The sequence below is a fragment of the Pseudomonas corni genome (assembly GCF_057128765.1).
In genome coordinates this window covers 112,618-130,513 of the sequence record NZ_JBSKHW010000011.1, presented here as the reverse complement: position 1 = coordinate 130,513, position 17,896 = coordinate 112,618, and the positions used below count along the sequence as shown (strand labels likewise).

The 17,896-nt window shown below is 58.9% G+C and carries 17 protein-coding genes; 2 read left to right on the top strand and 15 right to left on the bottom strand.

From position 1 onward, the window contains the following. Window positions 1–232 precede the first annotated feature (232 nt). The 4 genes from fliA to flhA form a co-directional block, all read right to left on the bottom strand. Window positions 233–973, bottom strand: a complete 741-nt coding sequence (fliA, locus tag ACWKV9_RS17810; RefSeq protein WP_349798962.1) for an RNA polymerase sigma factor FliA — start codon at window positions 971–973, stop codon at window positions 233–235. Continuing rightward, the gene (gene fleN, locus ACWKV9_RS17805) at window positions 970–1,803 is read right to left on the bottom strand and encodes a flagellar synthesis regulator FleN (RefSeq protein ID WP_483837451.1); all 834 of its coding nucleotides are present in this window, start codon (window positions 1,801–1,803) and stop codon (window positions 970–972) included. The genes fliA and fleN overlap by 4 nt, the downstream gene beginning before the upstream one ends. Before the next feature lie 118 nt (window positions 1,804–1,921). Continuing rightward, complete coding sequence (gene flhF, locus ACWKV9_RS17800; RefSeq protein WP_483837450.1) at window positions 1,922–3,274, bottom strand: flagellar biosynthesis GTPase FlhF; 1,353 nt, start codon at window positions 3,272–3,274, stop codon at window positions 1,922–1,924. An 11-nt stretch (window positions 3,275–3,285) separates the two neighbouring features. Then, entirely contained in the window at window positions 3,286–5,415 is a 2,130-nt protein-coding gene (gene flhA / locus ACWKV9_RS17795; RefSeq protein WP_483837449.1) for a flagellar biosynthesis protein FlhA, read from the bottom strand. A gap of 848 nt (window positions 5,416–6,263) precedes the next feature. On the opposite strand from flhA, the gene ACWKV9_RS17790 reads away from it, so the two are divergent. Together ACWKV9_RS17790 and ACWKV9_RS17785 are read left to right on the top strand one after the other, a co-directional pair. Continuing rightward, a complete protein-coding gene (locus ACWKV9_RS17790) occupies window positions 6,264–7,229 on the top strand; it encodes a hypothetical protein (protein ID WP_483837448.1) in 966 nt (321 codons plus the stop codon). Then, on the top strand, window positions 7,226–7,588 hold the full coding sequence (locus ACWKV9_RS17785) for a hypothetical protein (RefSeq protein WP_483837447.1): 363 nt from the start codon (window positions 7,226–7,228) through the stop codon (window positions 7,586–7,588). The genes ACWKV9_RS17790 and ACWKV9_RS17785 overlap by 4 nt, the downstream gene beginning before the upstream one ends. 607 nt (window positions 7,589–8,195) lie before the next feature. Here ACWKV9_RS17785 and flhB read toward each other — a convergent pair. The 11 genes from flhB to ACWKV9_RS17730 all read right to left on the bottom strand — a co-directional run bounded on the left by flhB (window position 8,196) and on the right by ACWKV9_RS17730 (window position 17,894). After that, window positions 8,196–9,335 carry a flagellar biosynthesis protein FlhB gene (flhB, locus tag ACWKV9_RS17780; protein ID WP_483837446.1) on the bottom strand — a complete coding sequence of 380 codons (1,140 nt, stop codon included), beginning with the start codon at window positions 9,333–9,335 and terminating at the stop codon, window positions 8,196–8,198. A 1-nt stretch (window position 9,336) separates the two neighbouring features. Beyond that, window positions 9,337–10,122 carry a flagellar biosynthetic protein FliR gene (fliR, locus tag ACWKV9_RS17775; protein WP_483837445.1) on the bottom strand — a complete coding sequence of 262 codons (786 nt, stop codon included), beginning with the start codon at window positions 10,120–10,122 and terminating at the stop codon, window positions 9,337–9,339. 6 nt (window positions 10,123–10,128) lie between these two features. Next, window positions 10,129–10,398, bottom strand: a complete 270-nt coding sequence (gene fliQ / locus ACWKV9_RS17770) for a flagellar biosynthesis protein FliQ (protein ID WP_483837444.1) — start codon at window positions 10,396–10,398, stop codon at window positions 10,129–10,131. 25 nt (window positions 10,399–10,423) lie between these two features. Continuing rightward, on the bottom strand, window positions 10,424–11,167 hold the full coding sequence (gene fliP, locus ACWKV9_RS17765; protein ID WP_483837443.1) for a flagellar type III secretion system pore protein FliP: 744 nt from the start codon (window positions 11,165–11,167) through the stop codon (window positions 10,424–10,426). Between the two features lie 28 nt (window positions 11,168–11,195). Beyond that, complete coding sequence (gene fliO / locus ACWKV9_RS17760; protein ID WP_483837442.1) at window positions 11,196–11,714, bottom strand: flagellar biosynthetic protein FliO; 519 nt, start codon at window positions 11,712–11,714, stop codon at window positions 11,196–11,198. Beyond that, window positions 11,715–12,179 (bottom strand): flagellar motor switch protein FliN, encoded by a 465-nt coding sequence (gene fliN, locus ACWKV9_RS17755; RefSeq protein WP_483837441.1) that lies wholly within the window; start codon window positions 12,177–12,179, stop codon window positions 11,715–11,717. It abuts the gene before it with no gap. Between the two features lie 74 nt (window positions 12,180–12,253). Further along, entirely contained in the window at window positions 12,254–13,222 is a 969-nt protein-coding gene (fliM, locus tag ACWKV9_RS17750; protein WP_483837440.1) for a flagellar motor switch protein FliM, read from the bottom strand. A 9-nt stretch (window positions 13,223–13,231) separates the two neighbouring features. After that, window positions 13,232–13,741, bottom strand: coding sequence for a flagellar basal body-associated protein FliL (fliL, locus tag ACWKV9_RS17745; RefSeq protein WP_483837439.1), 510 nt, complete (start codon window positions 13,739–13,741; stop codon window positions 13,232–13,234). A gap of 526 nt (window positions 13,742–14,267) precedes the next feature. Next, window positions 14,268–15,656 (bottom strand): flagellar hook-length control protein FliK, encoded by a 1,389-nt coding sequence (locus ACWKV9_RS17740; protein WP_483837438.1) that lies wholly within the window; start codon window positions 15,654–15,656, stop codon window positions 14,268–14,270. Window positions 15,657–15,743: 87 nt separating this feature from the next. Beyond that, the gene (locus ACWKV9_RS17735) at window positions 15,744–16,106 is read right to left on the bottom strand and encodes an Hpt domain-containing protein (RefSeq protein WP_483837542.1); all 363 of its coding nucleotides are present in this window, start codon (window positions 16,104–16,106) and stop codon (window positions 15,744–15,746) included. Window positions 16,107–16,187: 81 nt separating this feature from the next. Continuing rightward, window positions 16,188–17,894, bottom strand: coding sequence for an ATP-binding SpoIIE family protein phosphatase (locus ACWKV9_RS17730; RefSeq protein WP_483837437.1), 1,707 nt, complete (start codon window positions 17,892–17,894; stop codon window positions 16,188–16,190). Window positions 17,895–17,896 lie beyond the last annotated feature (2 nt).

Genomic DNA, 17,896 nt, shown 5'->3' with positions numbered 1-17,896 from the left:
ACGCGTCCAGCACCTGGACGCGCGTTCAATCAAAACCGGTACAGCTCGCTGACCGGGCTGCACGAAACGACGACGGGCTTGGCAAATCAACAGGCATGAACCACGGCGCGACGCACGCGAGGTGCGTCTGCGCTGACCGGCGCAAGCCTTGTCTCTCTTGTTTCCCACGAACGCTCTGCACAGCCGGCTTTACAGGTAACACGAGCCCCAACAGGGTCCGCAGCGCTGCCTGTCAACGCGCTCGCCATTCTCCCAAACGCCCTCGCAAACGAGCTGCGCACTGGCTGTGTAACTGACTGACCCGCGATTCGCTGACACCCAGGACCTCACCGATTTCCTTGAGGTTCAGCTCTTCGTCGTAGTACAGCGCCAACACCAGGCGTTCACGCTCTGGCAGATTGGCAATGGCCTCTGCCAACGCGCTCTGGAAACGTTCATCTTCCAGGTCACGCGACGGCTCGAGCGACTGGCTTGCGCCGTCCTCATGCAGCCCTTCATGTTCGCCGTCCTGTAGCAGGTCGTCGAAACTGAACAGTCGGCTGCCCAAGGTATCGTTCAAAATCCCGTAGTAATCATCGAGACTCAATTGGAGTTCGGCCGCAACCTCGTGATCTTTAGCGTCACGGCCGGTTTTTGCTTCAATTGAGCGAATCGCGTCACTGACCATGCGCGTGTTGCGATGCACCGAACGCGGCGCCCAATCACCCTTGCGCACCTCGTCGAGCATCGCGCCACGGATGCGAATCCCGGCGTAGGTCTCGAAACTTGCGCCTTTGGTGGAGTCGTACTTGGTCGACACTTCGAGCAAGCCAATCATGCCGGCCTGGATCAAATCCTCGACCTGCACGCTCGCTGGCAGACGCGCCAGCAAGTGGTAGGCAATTCGCTTGACCAGAGGCGCATAGCGCTCGATCAGCTCGTATTGGGAATCACGGGATGATTTGCTGTACATGCGATACCCACTTGCTGTCATGACACGGGCCCTGCGCTGGTGTGATGCACCAGACGTTCGACGAAAAATTCCAGATGTCCGCGCGGGTTTGCCGGGAGCGGCCAGGTGTCCACTTTCTGCGCGATGGCCTTGAAGGCCAGCGAGCATTTGGAACGCGGAAACGCCTCGTACACCGCACGTTGTTTCTGCACGGCCTTGCGCACGCATTCGTCATACGGCACGGCGCCGACGTACTGCAGGGCAACGTCCAGGAAACGATCGGTGACCTTGGTCAGTTTGGCGAAAAGATTGCGCCCTTCCTGCGGGCTCTGGGCCATGTTGGCCAGGACCCGAAAACGGTTCATGCCGTAATCGCGATTGAGCAGCTTGATCAGCGCGTAGGCGTCGGTGATGGAAGTCGGCTCGTCGCAGACCACCAGCAACACTTCCTGAGCGGCGCGCACGAAGCTCACCACTGACTCACCGATCCCGGCGGCGGTGTCGATCACCAGCACGTCGAGGTTGTCGCCGATGTCGCTGAAGGCCTGAATCAGACCGGCATGCTGCGCGGGCGTCAGATGAACCATGCTCTGAGTGCCGGACGCTGCCGGCACGATGCGAATGCCGCCCGGGCCTTGCAGCAGGACGTCACGCAGCTCGCATCGACCTTCGATGACGTCGGCCAGGGTGCGTTTCGGGGTAAGTCCCAGCAGCACGTCGACGTTGGCCAGACCCAGATCGGCGTCCAGCAACATGACGCGGCGTCCAAGCTCGGCCAGCGCCAGTGAAAGGTTCACTGACACGTTCGTCTTGCCTACGCCACCTTTGCCACCGGTCACTGCGATAACCTGTACGGGATGCATGCTGCCCATGTTAATTGTTTACCTTGTCTTGCTTAGACCTAAGCCACATGTCGGGCTGCACGTTTGTTGTTTGAACAATGCCTGGCAGACCATCGAAGTGGGTATATTCCCGTGTCATATTCTTCACCTAACCCACACGCTTGCCTGGGTTGTGGTAAAGATCCGCAAACATATCAGCCATCGCTTCCTCGCTAGGCTCTTCCTGCATCTGCACGCTGACCGCTCGACTCACCAACTGGTGCCGACGCGGCAAATGCAGATCATCCGGTATCCGTGGACCATCGGTAAGATAGGCCACAGGCAGCTCGTGACTGATCGCCAGACTCAACACCTCACCGAGGCTGGCTGTTTCGTCCAGCTTGGTCAGGATGCACCCGGCCAGACCGCAACGTTTGTAACTGTGATAAGCCGCTGACAGGACCTGCTTCTGGCTGGTTGTCGCCAGTACCAGATAGTTGCGCGACTTGATGCCGCGCCCTGCCAGACTTTCAAGCTGCATACGCAGGGCCGGATCGCTGGCTTGAAGGCCTGCGGTATCGATCAGCACCACGCGCTTGCGCAGTAACGGTTCCAGCGCCTGAGCCAGGGATTGCCCCGGATCGACGTGGGTCACCGGTACATTCAAAATGCGTCCCAGGGTTTTCAGTTGTTCCTGAGCACCGATCCGGAAACTGTCCATGCTCACCAGCGCAATATTCTGCGCGCCGTATTTGAGTACGTAGCGCGCTGCAAGCTTGGCCAGCGTAGTGGTTTTGCCCATGCCGGCAGGGCCGACCATGGCAATCACACCGCCCTCTTCGAGCGGCTCGACATCCGGCGTTGCGATCATACGCGCCAGATGGGCCAGCAGCATGCGCCAGGCGTGTTGTTGATCATCGGTATTCGGCACCATCGCCAGCAAGTCGCGAGACAACGGACCCGACAGGCCGACGCGTTGCAGGCGGCGCCACAAATTGGCCTGGGACGGACGACTGCCTTGCAGCTGGTTCCACGCCAGGGAGCCAAGCTGAACTTCCAGCAGCTCGCGCAGGCCATTCAATTCCGAGCGCATCGAATCGTAGGCCCGCTGGCCCATCGCAGGTTCGGCCAGCGCTGCGCGTTCGGCACGGTCCGCCGCGACGGCTGCATGGACCGACGGGCGGAACGGTTCGTCCAGCGTCGGCTCGATGTGCTTCTGGTCATCGCTCGACGGCAGGCCGGTGAACAGCTGGCGGTTGGACGAGGTGTCCGATTCGGTTCGGGTGCTAAGTTCAGCCTGGGCGGAGACGATGCGCGATTGCGTCTTGCGCAGTTCGTCTTCGAGCTCAATGTTGGGGACACGCGGCGCCAGCGCCGACAGCTTGTAGTCGAGCGCGGCAGTCAGTTCCACGCCGCCAGCGATCCGCCGGTTACCGATGATGGCCGCTTCGGCGCCCAATTCATCTCGAACCAGTTTCATGGCTTGTCTCATGTCGGCGGCGAAAAAACGCTTAACTTGCATGACTCACTACCTCAGCCGTTAGGCCCGACAGTCGCTACGATGGTGACTTGCTTGTTGTCAGGAATTTCCTGATACGCCAACACATGCAGGTTCGGTACAGCCAGACGTCCAAACCGCGACAACATGGCGCGAACTGGACCTGCAACCAACAAAATAACCGGCTGGCCCTGCATCTCCTGACGCTGTGCTGCTTCGATCAACGAGCGTTGCAGCTTCTCAGCCATGCTCGGTTCGAGCAGAACGCCTTCTTCCTGACCTTGCCCTGCCTTCTGCAGACTATTTAGCAATATCTGTTCCAACCTTGGCTCGAGCGTGATAACAGGCAGCTCCGGCTCAATGCCTACAATGCTTTGCACGATTGCGCGGGACAAACCGACCCGTACGGCCGCCACCAATGCGGCGGTATCTTGACTCCGCGCAGCGTTGTTGGCGATGGCTTCGGCAATGCTGCGGATATCGCGCACCGGCACCTGTTCGGCCAATAGCGCCTGCAATACTTTGAGCAGCGCCGAGAGCGACAGAATGCCGGGCACCAACTCTTCGGCCAGCTTGGGAGAGCCTTTGGCCAGCAATTGCATCAATTGCTGGACTTCCTCGTGCCCGATCAGCTCATGAGAGTGCTTGTAGAGAATCTGGTTCAAGTGCGTGGCAACTACCGTGCTGGCGTCTACCACGGTGTATCCCAGCGACTGCGCCTGGGCGCGCTGGCTGACTTCGATCCACACCGCTTCCAGACCAAACGCCGGGTCTTTGGCGTTGATGCCGTTGAGACTGCCAAACACCTGACCGGGATTGATCGCCAGTTCGCGATCCGGATAGATCTCCGCTTCGGCCAGGGTCACGCCCATCAGCGTCAGGCGATAGGCGCTGGGCGCCAGATCCAGGTTGTCGCGAATGTGTACGGTCGGCATCAGAAAGCCCAGTTCCTGGGAGAGCTTCTTGCGCACGCCCTTGATCCGCGCCAGCAGTTGACCACCCTGATTACGATCCACTAGCGGAATCAGGCGATAACCGACTTCCAGGCCGATCATGTCGATGGGCGTGACATCGTCCCAGCCCAGCTCTTTGGATTCCTGCGAACGGGTTGGCGACGGCAGCAGGTCCTGTTGGCGCTTGACCTCCTGCAGAGCCATGACCTTGACCTGATCCTGCTTCTTCCACAGCAGGTATGCGCCACCCGCCGCCACCAGCCCAAGGCTGATGAACGAGAAGTGCGGCATGCCCGGCACCAGGCCCATGACAATCATGATGCCCGCCGACACACCCAGCGCCTTGGGCGTGCTGAACATCTGGCGGTTGATCAGCTTGCCCATTTCTTCCGAACCGGAAGCTCGGGTCACCATGATCGCGGCGGCAGTGGACAGCAGCAGTGATGGCAATTGCGCCACCAAACCGTCACCGATGGTCAACAGCGCGTAGACCTTGCCGGCGTCGGCGAAGGTCATGTTGTGCTGGAAGATACCGACGAGCATGCCGCCGATGAGGTTGATGAACAGGATCAACAGACCGGCAATGGCGTCACCGCGCACGAACTTGCTGGCACCGTCCATGGAACCGTAGAACTCGGCTTCCTGAGCGACTTCCAGACGGCGGGCCTTGGCTTGTGGTTGATCGATCAGACCGGCGTTGAGGTCGGCGTCGATCGCCATCTGTTTACCGGGCATGGCATCGAGGGTGAAACGCGCGCTCACTTCGGAGATACGACCGGCACCCTTGGTCACTACCACGAAGTTGATGATCATCAGGATCGCGAACACCACGATACCGACCACATAGTTGCCGCCGATCACTACCTCACCGAAGGCCTGAATCACCTTACCGGCGGCGGCATGGCCGTCCTGACCGTGGAGCATGACCACGCGGGTGGACGCGACGTTCAGCGCCAGGCGCAACAGCGTCGCCACCAGCAGGATGGTCGGGAACACCGAGAAATCCAACGGCCGCAGCGCGTACACGCAGACCAGCAGCACGACGATGGACAAGGCGATGTTGAACGTGAAGAACACGTCCAGCAGGAACGGCGGCATCGGCAACATCATCATTGCCAGCATGACCAACAGCAACAACGGCACGCCCAACTGACCCCGGCCTAGACCGGAGAGGTTGCTGCGGGCACTGCTGAGTAATTGAGAACGATCCACCGATTCTGTACCTGCGCGCTAAATCAAACTTTTGACGCCTTGGGGCGGCTTAACGCAGATATTGCAAGAAGGGGTCCAAGTCTTGGGGCGAGCCGGAAATAGCCGAGTGGGCTGGATGAACGCGATCCCCTGTGGGAGCAATCGGAGGTTGCGACAGTTGCGAATGCGGGGTTGGGGGTACGCGGTCCTCTGTAGGAGCTGACGACCAGCGGGAGGCTGCGATTACGATGGGTCGGGTGTACCGGGATTGTGTGTATATCCATTATTTGCGTGTGATGTTGTTATGGTTCCGCCCTTACGGCGGGTCACTTTTCTTTCGGGAAAAGTAACCAAAACCATTTGCTCCCGGTTTGGCCCGACTCCGTCGGGTTCCCTCACTCCGGCGACGCTCCGTGGGCCCGCGCCGAACGGGCATCCATGCCCTGACGGCGCTTGGCGGGCGTCCCTGCCCGCCAGCCCACTGCGCGTCGCCTGCGTTCGGCCTGCACCCAAGTCGCGATTGGTGGTGTCTGGACTGGCGTGGATGGAGATCAAAGGCAAAGGCAAAGGCAAAGGCAAAGGCAAAGGCAAAGGCAAAGGCAGGGATTGCGACGCAACACTGCTCGTTCCTCACGCTTCCGTGGGAATGTAGCCCCGGACGCTCCACGTCGCTCGACGCGAAGCGTCGGTCAAGCGTTACCAAGCGGAGCGTAGGAACGATCAGGGTTTGTAGGACTAGCAGCTCCCGGCCTGTAATCCGCTTCCGAAAATCTCACGCACTCATCCTTTTAAACCCTTTGTTTAATGACACCCCTTCTCACGTAAACCTATGGTTCGGCTTCATCGAAACGATCAGGGAAGTCGCGTCCATGTCCAAACCCTACACTGTCATCAATCCGAAACTACAAGGCTATGAAACCCTCCGGGACAGCCTCGTGACCGATGCCACTGCTCGACAGAAATTTGATCAGATCAACCAGCATTTGCGCAGACAACTGGTGCTGCCCGGCGAATTGGTCATCGTCGGCGACGCCACCACGCGATCGCAGACCTGGGAAGAGCGGCACCTGATGTCCTACGCTGGCGATGTGCGCCACTGCATCCTCTCCAACGGGCGAACAGCCAACGAAGTCATGGCGCAAAACTTTGATCTGCTGCAAAACCTAATGACCTACGGCTCAATTGGCATAGGGAGTGGCACGGGAGCCTGGAGCAAGCATCTGGATGGAATCAAAAACACGCTCAAAGACATCGAGTCGCTGCATCAGCGCTGGCGATCCGGCGCGCTGCCGAAAGATCAGTTCATTGCCCAGCGTCGGCCACTGTTTTCAAAACTGGACACCCAACTGCAAGGGGTGGGTCGCTTTGGTTCAGGCCTGAAGAATGATCGCGGGATAAAAAACATGCTTGGTATTTCCAGTAAAAGTTATCTGCATTCCGGAGAAGTTGCGGGCTATGCAAATACGGTCAGGAGTGTATCGAAGATGGCCAACGTATTAAGTAAAGGCACTTATGTTGGCGTCGCGCTGGATGTGGGTTCGGGCGCATTGGAAATTCAGGAAGCGTGTTCTTTGGGGCGGGAGGAGCAGTGTACGAGGGCTAAGTTTGTGGAAAGTGTGAAGTTAGCTGAAGGAATGACGGCAGCTGCAGCGGGCGGAGTGATTGGAAGTGCTGGTGTTGGATCGTTGTGCTTCGCAATGGGTATTCCGACAGCTGGCTGGGGCGCTCTGGTATGCGCAATTGTAGGAGGCGCCGGAGGAGCATGGTTTGGAGGCACAGCCGGAAGTACACATGGTGAAAAGGATGGGATGAAATTATACGAGAGCCTGAAATGAGGATAGATACCCAAGGTTTGACTTCCCTGATACTCGGCGCTACGACGGTGCTGAATGGAATAGCGCTTTTTTACGTCGCAAAATTCAAGCTCGACGAAATAGAGGCACGCCTACCACGAACGAAAATCGTTGTGGACGCAAAACGACAATGGGGAAGCGATAGCATGCCCGCACGAATGTACCGCTTGAGCGTGGTTCTCATGGCCTTGGCTTTTTCCAAGCACTGGAGCAGACGCGGACTGGTTGATTTAAAGGAGATTAACGAGCTGCCGAAATCCTTGGCTTGTTGGGTGCTAATTACAGGAATTTCGAGTCTCTTGGTTCTACTCGGCCTGTATTTTTCTACCGGGGAATTTTGATTTCCGCTGGCCGCTCTCCGGTTCTGAACCTGTACAGCAGAGCACCTTTGATCTTCACGCGCGATAGCCCAGACACCTTCGATCGCGACTTGGGTGCAGATCGTATGCGAGGCCACGATTGGGACGCCGGGTAGCGAAGATGGGATGCCGCCCGCCTGATACACCCCCCTCGTAGCTTCTCGAACAAGCCTCGCCCCAACAGAAATGCTAGCGCTCGCCGACGCAAGCCAGACGCAAGTCAGTCATAACGCCGCATGTAGGCGAGATTTTTTATGAGTGGAGACCCTGATGCCATATATCGAAACCAGATGGCTGTCTGTGTTTGTATTCGCAGCATCGATCATCCATGTGGTCGCCTCCTATATTTTTTATCGAATATATCTGGAGGTTATCGAGGGTTTTCTTAGCGACATCGCGCTACTCAAAAAACATCGGGACTACTACGGCGACATCCGGTCAACAACCTGCTTATTTGCCCCATCTGTAGGAGCGCGCTTGCCCGCGATGAGGCCAGCCTGCGCGATATATCTCTAACGCCTGAAAGATCTATCGCGGGCAAGCGCGCTCTTACGGAGGAGAGAACTCGCCGAACCTGGCCCCACACACGTCAATCATCACGCCTTAAATCCGGCGGAATCGGCAAATTGTCCCCAAGCGGACCCGGACGCTTGCCACGGCCTGCATGGTACTGGCGGATCTGGTACACGTAGGCCAGTACTTGCGCCACGGCCAGGTACAGCCCGGCAGGGATTTCCTGGTCCAGTTCGGTGCTGTAATAGATCGAACGCGCCAGCGCCGGAGACTCCAGCAGCAGGATGCCGTGCTGACCGCCGATCTCACGGATTTTCAACGCCAGGAAGTCGCTGCCCTTGGCCAGCAATACTGGCGCCCCGCCCTTTTCCGCGTCGTATTTGAGCGCAACGGCATAGTGGGTCGGGTTGGTGATGATCACGTCCGCGTCGGGGATGGCCGACATCATTCGTCGCTGCGACATGTCGCGCTGCAACTGGCGAATCCGCTGTTTGACTTCAGGCCGCCCCTCGTTGTCCTTGTGCTCGTCGCGCACTTCCTGCTTGGTCATCAACAGTTTTTTGTGCGCCTCCCACAATTGCACCGGCGCATCCACCGCCGCGATGATGATGAGCCCGAACGCCATCCACAGCGTGCTCCACCCCACAATCTGCAAGCTGTGAATCACCGCCATCTCGATGGGTTCGTGGGCGATCGACACCAGATCGTCCTTATCCTTCATCAACACCACGATCGCCACGGCGAGGACGATCAGAAACTTGGCCAGGGACTTGAGCAGTTCGATCAGCGCCTTGGCCGAGAACATGCGCTTGAGGCCTGCCGCCGGGTTCATGCGGCTGAACTTGGGTGCCATTGAGCCTGCTGCAAACAGCCAGCCCCCCAATGAAATCGGGCCGATAATCGAGGCCAGCATCAGCGCGATCAACAGCGGTTGAAGCGACAATACAGCCGCCTTGCCCGACGCCATCAGCATCAGGCTCATGGAGCGCTCGTCCATAATGGCTTCGCGGGAAATGGTGAAGTTGTCGCGCATCAACTGCATCATCATTTCGGCCATGGAGCCGCCGAACGCCAACAGACCGCCAGCACCGACGATCATGATCGCAACGGTATTGAGCTCCTTGGATCGGGCGATCTCGCCCTTTTCCCTGGAGTCCTTCTTGCGTTTGTCCGTGGGGTCTTCTGTTTTGTCCTGACCATTCTCGTTTTCGGCCATATCAGCGCGCCCTGACCATTTCGCGTAGCAACTGCAAGGCGTCGACCGCCAGCGGTTGGTACTGGTTGAGAATATCGCCGAGGGTTATCCACAAAATCCCCATCCCCAGCACCAGTGTCAGCGGGAAACCAATCGAGAAAATGTTCAGCTGCGGCGCCGCGCGCGTCATTACGCCCATCGCGATGTTGACCACCAGCAGTGCGGTGATCGCTGGCAACACAAGCACCAGCGCGGCCCCTATCACCCAGCCTAAACGCAACACCAACTGCCAGAGATTGGCGGGCAACATCCCCTCACCCACCGGCAGCGTCGTAAAGCTTTCGATCAGGGTTTCGATCACCACCAGATGGCCATTCATGGCGAAGAACAGCAGCGTCACCAACATGGTGAAGAATTGTCCGATGACCGCCACCGACACGCCGTTGACCGGGTCGATCATCGACGCGAAGCCCATGCCCATCTGAATACCGACGATTTGTCCGGCAATCACGAATGCCTGGAAAAACAACTGCAACGACAGGCCCAGGGCGGCGCCGATGATGATTTGCTGCGCAATCAACAGCAGCGCGCTCAGATCAAGCGCATTCACTGCCGGCATGGGCGGCAATGCCGGGGCCACCACCACGGTAATCGCCAGCGCCAGATACAGCCGCACCCGCGTCGGCACCAGGGTGGTCCCGATGGCTGGCATTGTCATCAGCAAGGCGGCGATGCGGAACATCGGCAGCATGAACGTCGCGACCCACGTGCTGATCTGCGTGTCGGTCAGCGCCAGCACGGGCTCCATTGCAGGTCAGCCGATCACTTGGGGAATGCTGGTGTACAAATTGGTGATGTACTCCATGAAGGTCCGGATCAACCACGGCATCACCACGATCAACGTGATCAGCATCACCAGCAGACGCGGTAGAAAGCTCAGGGTTTGTTCGTTGATCTGCGTCGCCGCCTGAAACATCGAAACCAACAGGCCGACAATAAGGCTTGGCACCACCAGAATCGCCACCATGGTAGTGGTCAGCCACAACGCATCACGAAACAGATCGACTGCTACTTCCGGGGTCATGCCGCGCCCTCCTCGTTAAACGGGTTCATACGCCGCCGAAACTGCCGGCCAGCGTACCGATAATCAGTGCCCAGCCGTCCACCAGAACGAACAGCATGATCTTGAACGGCAACGAAATGATCAGTGGCGACAGCATCATCATCCCCATCGCCATCAATACGCTGGCAACCACCAGATCGATGATCAGGAACGGGATGAAGATCATGAAGCCGATCTGGAAAGCGGTCTTGAGTTCGGAGGTGACAAACGCGGGCACCAGAATTGTCAACGGTGCCTGATCCGGCGTGGCAATGTCGGTGCGCTTGGACAGGCGCATGAACAGATCCAAGTCGCTGGAACGCGTTTGCGCCAGCATGAAGTCCTTGATCGGCACTTCGGCCTTGGCCACGGCATCTTGCGCAGTCATTTTCTCGGCAAGATAGGGCTGCAACGCGTCCTGATTCACCCGATCAAACACGGGCGCCATGATAAACATCGTCAGAAACAACGCCATCCCCGTGAGGATCTGGTTGGACGGCGTCTGTTGCAGGCCAAGGGCCTGACGCAGGATCGAGAAGACAATGATGATCCGCGTGAAGCTGGTCATCAGCATGACGAACGCCGGGATGAAACTCAGCGCGGTCATGATCAGCAGAATTTGCAGGCTGACTGAATATTCCTGCTGGCCGTTGGCGCCGGTGCCCAGTGTTATTGCCGGAATCGACAATGGGTCGGCGCCGAACGCCAGCGGCGCTGCCAACACCAGTAGCAGCGTCAAAACAATGCGCATCAGTGCTTATCCTTCTGAACCCGATTATTCACGGCTTGTTGCCTGTTCCCTTGTTGCTCACGTCCTTACCGCTCACGCCCTTGTTGCCAAGCGCCTCCATCAGGCGCCGGGCAAACTCCGGCGTTGTGGATTGGGTTTCGGGCACGTGAACCGGCTCGTTCATTACATGCAGTGGGGTGATGCGCCCAGGCGTGACGCCGAGCAGAATCTGTTCATTGCCGACTTGCACCAGCACCAGACGGTCCCGTGGACCGAGTGCCCGCGAGCCGAGCAATTCGATGACCTGATTGCCCGCTGGCCCTGCGCGTTGCACCCGGCGCATCAGCCAGGCCAGCACGAAAATCAGACCGACCACCAAACCCAATCCCAGCAGCAGCTGCAACAACTGTCCACCAATGCCGCTGCTCATGGCGCTGTTTGCCGCTGTGAGTGCCGGGGTGGCAGGCGCAGCGGCCGGTGCTGCGGGCGCAACTGGCTCAGCGGCTATCACACCGAACGACAACGCCAGCATCGGCAACGCCCATAAAGCCTTCTTGAAACGGCTCATTCAGCGCAGCTTCTTGATGCGTTCGCTTGGGCTGATCACGTCGGTCAGGCGGATGCCGAACTTTTCGTTGACCACAACCACTTCACCGTGAGCGATCAGCGTGCCGTTGACCAGCACGTCCAGCGGTTCGCCAGCCAGTCGATCCAGCTCGATCACCGAGCCCTGGTTGAGCTGCAGCAGGTTGCGGATGTTGATGTCGGTGCTGCCCACTTCCATGGAAATGGACACTGGAATGTCCAGGATCACGTCCAGGTTCGGGCCGTCCAGCGTCACCGGGCCGTTGTTTTTCGGCATACCGCCGAACTCTTCCATCGGCAGACGGTTGGAGGACGGGCGCCCGGCATCGGCTGCCAACAGTGCGTCGATGTCATCCTGACTGGCATCACTGGATTCGCCCAACGCTGCGGCCCACTCATCGGCCAGGGCCTGGTCTTCTGCGGAAGTCATATCTTTATCATCAGCCATGGAACCCTCGGTGAACATTGATTCATTTACACGCTACATTCTGTCGCTGCCGCTGCCCCATATAGCCTGGCAGCTCAGCGTCGTTCTATCGGTTCGATCACTTGCAGGGCCAGATTGCCCTTGTGCGAACCCAGCTTGACCTTGAAGGTTGGCACGCCATTGGCGCGCATGACCATGTCTTCCGGCAAATCCACCGGGATCACATCGCCCGGCTGCATGTGCAGGATGTCGCGCAATTTGAGCTGACGACGAGCGACAGTGGCATTGAGCGGGACTGACACATCAAGCACGTCTTGCTTGAGGGCGTTGACCCAGCGTTCGTCTTGATCGTCGATGTCGGACTGGAAACCGGCGTCGAGCATTTCACGCACCGGCTCGATCATCGAATACGGCATGGTCACGTGCAGGTCGCCGCCACCGCCATCGAGTTCGATGTGGAACGTGGACACCACAATGGCTTCGCTCGGGCCGACGATGTTGGCCATGGCCGGGTTCACTTCCGAGTTGATGTACTCGAAGTTGACTTCCATGATCGCCTGCCAGGCTTCCTTCAGATCGATAAACGCCTGATCCAGCACGATGCGCACCACGCGCAACTCGGTGGGGGTGAACTCGCGGCCCTCGATCTTGGCGTGACGGCCGTCTCCACCGAAGAAGTTGTCCACCAGCTTGAACACCAGTTTGGCGTCGAGGATGAACAGCGCGGTGCCGCGCAGCGGTTTGATCTTCACCAGATTGAGACTGGTCGGCACGTACAAAGAATGCACGTACTCGCCAAATTTCATCACCTGCACGCCGCCCACCGCCACATCCGCCGAGCGGCGCAGCAGGTTGAACATGCTGATGCGGGTGTAGCGGGCGAAACGTTCGTTGATCATTTCCAGGGTCGGCATGCGCCCACGGACGATCCGGTCCTGGCTGGTCAGGTCGTAACTTTTGACGCTGCCAGGCTCGGAGATACTTTCGGTCTGCACCAGACCATCGTCCACGCCGTGCAACAGCGCGTCGATCTCATCCTGGGACAGCAGGTCTTGCACGGCCATGTCGTGGTCCTACTGCAGTACGAAGTTAGTGAAAAGCAGCTGATCGATCACAGTCTTGCCGAGTTCTTTCTGCGCCACTTCCTGGACGCTGGCGGTGGCCTTCTGGCGCAGCATTTCCATGCCCACCGGCGTCGCAATGGTATCGAAGGGTTGGCCCGAGAACATCATCACCAGATTATTGCGGATGACCGGCATATGAACCTTGAGTGCTTCAAGGTCGGCATGGTCGCGCGCGAGCATGGTAATGCTCACTTGCATGTAGCGCTGACGGCCGTTGACGTTGTAGTTCACCACGAAGGCCGGGGTGAGCGGTTCAAAGATCGCTTCTTTCTTGGTGTTCGCAGCGGCGGCGGCCACAGCAGCCTCATCAGGCTTGCTTTGGGCTTTGTGCATGATGAACCAGGTCGCCCCCACGGAAAGACCGATCGCCAGCAGCAAGCCCGCAACCACGATAAGAATAAGCTTGAGCTTGCCTTTTTTCGCGGGGTTTACACCTGCTGCGTCGTCACTCTTTGCCATGCCAATAATCCGTCACTATTCGAGGGGTTCGATGTTGCGTGACAGAGGGACAGCAAGGGTTGTGCCAGAAAGGCAGCTGCAAGCTGTGAGCTACAAGCTGCAAGTGAAAAAGCGGCGTGGGCCGTGAGGGATTTAGCGACTGCCGCCTGTAGGAGCGCGCTTGCCCGCGATGAGGCCAAGGCGACCGATATTTCGTGATCGCCGGAAAGATTATTCGCGGGCAAGCGCGCTCCTACATTTACGGTAAAAGCTGCAATCTAACGGTTTGCACGACTTGTAGGAGCGCGCTTGCCCGCGATGAGGCCAGGGTGACCAATAACTTTCGATCGCCCGACAGATTTTTCGCGGGCAAGCGCGCTCCTACATTTACGGTAAAAGCTGCAATCTAACGGTTTGCACGACCTGTAGGAGCGCGCTTGCCCGCGATGAGGTCAAGGCGACCGATATTTCTTGATCGCCTGAAAGATTATTCGCGGGCAAGCGCGCTCCTACACTTGCAGGTTATAGCTTTCAGCGCCTGACTAAGTCAGGCGTAATAGTCGACCGCGCTGGAGCCAATCACGGTCAACGGCTGGCTGGCTGCAATGGCCGCTGACTCAGCAGGCGAGCCATCGGCAATCCCGTCCACGCCGCCCGTGCGACCGCGGCCGTTGCTGCCTCGGGCGTTGTCACCGGACTGCTGCTGTTGCGCCTGTTGCTGCCAGCCGCGGGACTGGTCTGAAACGTTGACATCCACTTGGCCCATGCCCTGCTGAGTGAACGAATCACGCAGCCGGGCCATCTGGCTTTCCAGCGCATCCCGCACGCCGACGTGGGCGCTCATGAAAGTGACTTGGGTCTGCTGGTCCGCCGCCATATTGACGCGGATGTCCAGACGACCCAACTCAGCGGGCTCCAACTGAATATCTGCCTGCTTGAGGTTCATGCTTGAGAGATACATCACGCGGTTGACTACGCCCTCGGTCCAGCCGCTTTGATTCATCGCCAACGGCTGGTTGAGCAACGGCGCGGTCGGCGTTGCGGTGGACTTGACCTGGGCTGCTTGAGACAGCGCTGCCAGACGTTCGGCAAAGTTATCAATCCGCGTGTCGCCCGCCGCGCCCTTCACGTCCTTCAGACCATCAGCAATCAACCCGCTGAAAGCTTTGTTGTCACCACTTGGCGTACCGTCCTTATCTACCTGCGGATCACCGAGTGCCGCCAGATTCCCGGCAAGCGCCTGGGCAGGATCGGCATTGGCCGCGTCACCCTTGCCAGTCTTGCCAGCGTCGCCAGCGGTCTTACTGTTTTGAGCGCTCTGCTGGGCCTTGTTGTCCAGCGCAACCTGCACCGCGGTCAGACCTGCCAGCGGGTCGGCATGAGGGTCAAACGTCGGATCCTCAGCGGGCGCGTCGACCACCGCCGTCGGGACAGCCTGCGCAAACGTACCTGCGAGCAAGGCAGGGTCAACCGGCGCAAGGGGCGCTTCGGTAGCCGCCGCGACTGGCTCTGCGGGCGGCGGCACGACCGTGTCAACCTGCGTTGGATCGCTCACCGAGCCATCGGCCACGGTCTGCTCTGTAGGGCTGTCGGTATCGTCGTCTTTATCAGCGTGGCTGTTGTTCTTTTCGGCGTCACCGTCGACGGCTTTGTCAGGCAAGGCATTGCCGCTATCGGCCACTGTTTTGTCGTGGGCGGCAGACGTTTCGCTGGCGGCAGACTTGTGCTCGGCTGCCGAAGATTTGGCGGCGGAAGGTTTGGCCGGGCTGTTATCGACGTTTGCAGCCTTGACGCTAGCCTGCTTGGCGTAGACGTCTGAAAAGCTGGAAGCGTTGCTCTTGACGGGGTCCGGAGCCTTTGCCGACTGACTGGCACTGGCTTTCTGGGCTTTAGCCGCCGTCAGGGCCTGAAGTAATGGGTTGGTGGCAAGAGCCATGATGATCTCCGCAAAAGCACGATTGCCATGAGACATAGCAATTGCCGGGCCATCTTTATCAACGTCTGTGGCGACCTGCTCAGCGGATTAATGGCGAACAGGAAACAGCTGCAGCTCGGCATCAAAAAGGCGACGCACCAACTGGTATTCGTGGTCGATCTGCTGAGTCAATTGGAGAAGGGACAGTGGGCGGATGGGTTCAGCGCTGCGGGCAAGTTCTTCGAGCTGGCGACACAAGTCGGCCAACTGCACGGCGCCCATGTTACTGCTGCTGCCTTTGAAGCTATGGGCCGTCATGCCCAGAGTTTTGAGATCCAGCGGGTCGGACAGAATGGGTTGAAGCGAATCGGGGCCCCCATCGCGGGGGGTGACCCATTGATGCAGCGCGTGAATGCGCTCATCGGAGTCCTTGAGGAAGACTTCCAGCAACGTCGGGTATTCATCTTCCATGACGTCGCGCAGTGTGCTGAGGACGCTGTCGTCCAGATGAATATCCGCCACTTGTTCACTCCTTGATCAAGAATCGCAGGATTATGCCAGACCCTCCCAGGCAAACTCCACACACGCAGTACGTCCGTCCGACGACCACCTGCATTGGTTGCTCAAGCGCTGCACCAGCGACAAGCCACGACCGGACAATTCATCCACCGCAGGTGGGCGGGATAACACGTGTTCGGGGTCAAATCCAACGCCGCTGTCCTCCACCCGAACGGTCAGGCGCCCTCCACTGCCTTCCGGCACCACCTGCAAATGCACACGAATGAAACCGCACTCCAACTCGTCGAGCCGTTCACCCCGTTGCCGGTAGTACAGAGCAAAACCTTCGGCGTCGCGCTTGAGTGACGAATCCAGCCCCAGCACGCCATGCTCCAGCGCGTTGCTGTACAGCTCGGACAAGACGATATACAGCGCACTGCTTTGCATGCGCAGGCCGTGGACTTCCTGTAGCAACTGCAACACATAAGGCAGCGGGTAGAAGCGTTTGAGCGTGGAGGCGCGAAACTCGAAGCTGGCCGACCAGTCCAGCGGGCTAGACGCGCCGCTGTCCGAATAAATCACCGACTGCGGCCCGATCAATTCGGGCTCGATGAACGCCACTTCCACCATGCTGACATCGTCGCGGGCCTTGCCACGAAAACGTGTCACGGCCCACTGCACTTCTTCAATCAGCCGCTCGGGCTGACGATTGGCAACGAACACCTGCTGCAGGCGCTCCGAACCAAACAATTGACCCTCGTTATCGCTGCTGTCGACCACGCCGTCGGACAACAGGAAGATCCGATCGCCATGGGCAAAAGGATGAACGTGGGTGTTGTCGTCAAAACTCGCGGCACTCAACACGCCCAACGGCAAATGGTCGGACACCAGCGGCGTGTGCGGTCGGCCATCGCCGTGCAACAGATAGCCATCGGGCAGGCCGCCGTTCCACACTTCGACCAGCTGCTGATTGAAATTGACGCTGAGCAGCACGGCGCAGCAAAACATGTCCACTGGCAGGATGCGCTTGAGCTTGGCGTTCATCTCGCGAAGGGTTTCCGGCAAGCCGTAGCCCTTGGCGGTCATGCCGTAAAAGACTTCTGCCAGCGGCATGGCGCCCACCGCAGCCGGTAGGCCGTGGCCGGTGAAATCGCCCAGCAGCACATGCATGTTGCCGGTGGGCGTCCAGGCCGCAAGCAACAAGTCGCCGTTGAACAACGCGTACGGTGATTGCAGATAGCGAATATTGGGTGCGCCCAGGCAGCCGGAATGCGCCACTTGGTCAAACACGGCCTTGGCGACACGCTGCTCGTTTAGCAGGTATTCATGATGCCGGGCGATCAGGTCGCGCTGACGCAGTACGGTTTCCTGCAGCAGCCGCAGGCGATTCATGGCATTGATCTTGGCGGCGAGCACCACCTGGTTGTAGGGCTTGGCGATGAAATCGTCACCGCCAGCATCCAGGCACCGGGCTAACGCCTCACCCTCGGTGAGCGAGGTCAGAAAGATGATCGGGACCAGTGACTCGCCGGCCATTTGCTTGATCTGGCGCGCCGCTTCGAAGCCATCCATGACCGGCATCATGGCGTCCATCAGCACCAGTTGCGGACGCTGCGCTTCAAACAGCTCGACCGCTTCGGCGCCATTGCTGGCGCTGAGTACGGTGTGACCCTGACGACTGACGATCGCCGAGAGCAGCAAGCGGTCGGTGGCGTTGTCATCGGCAATGAGAATGCACAGCCGCTCGGGAGCAGGATTCACCG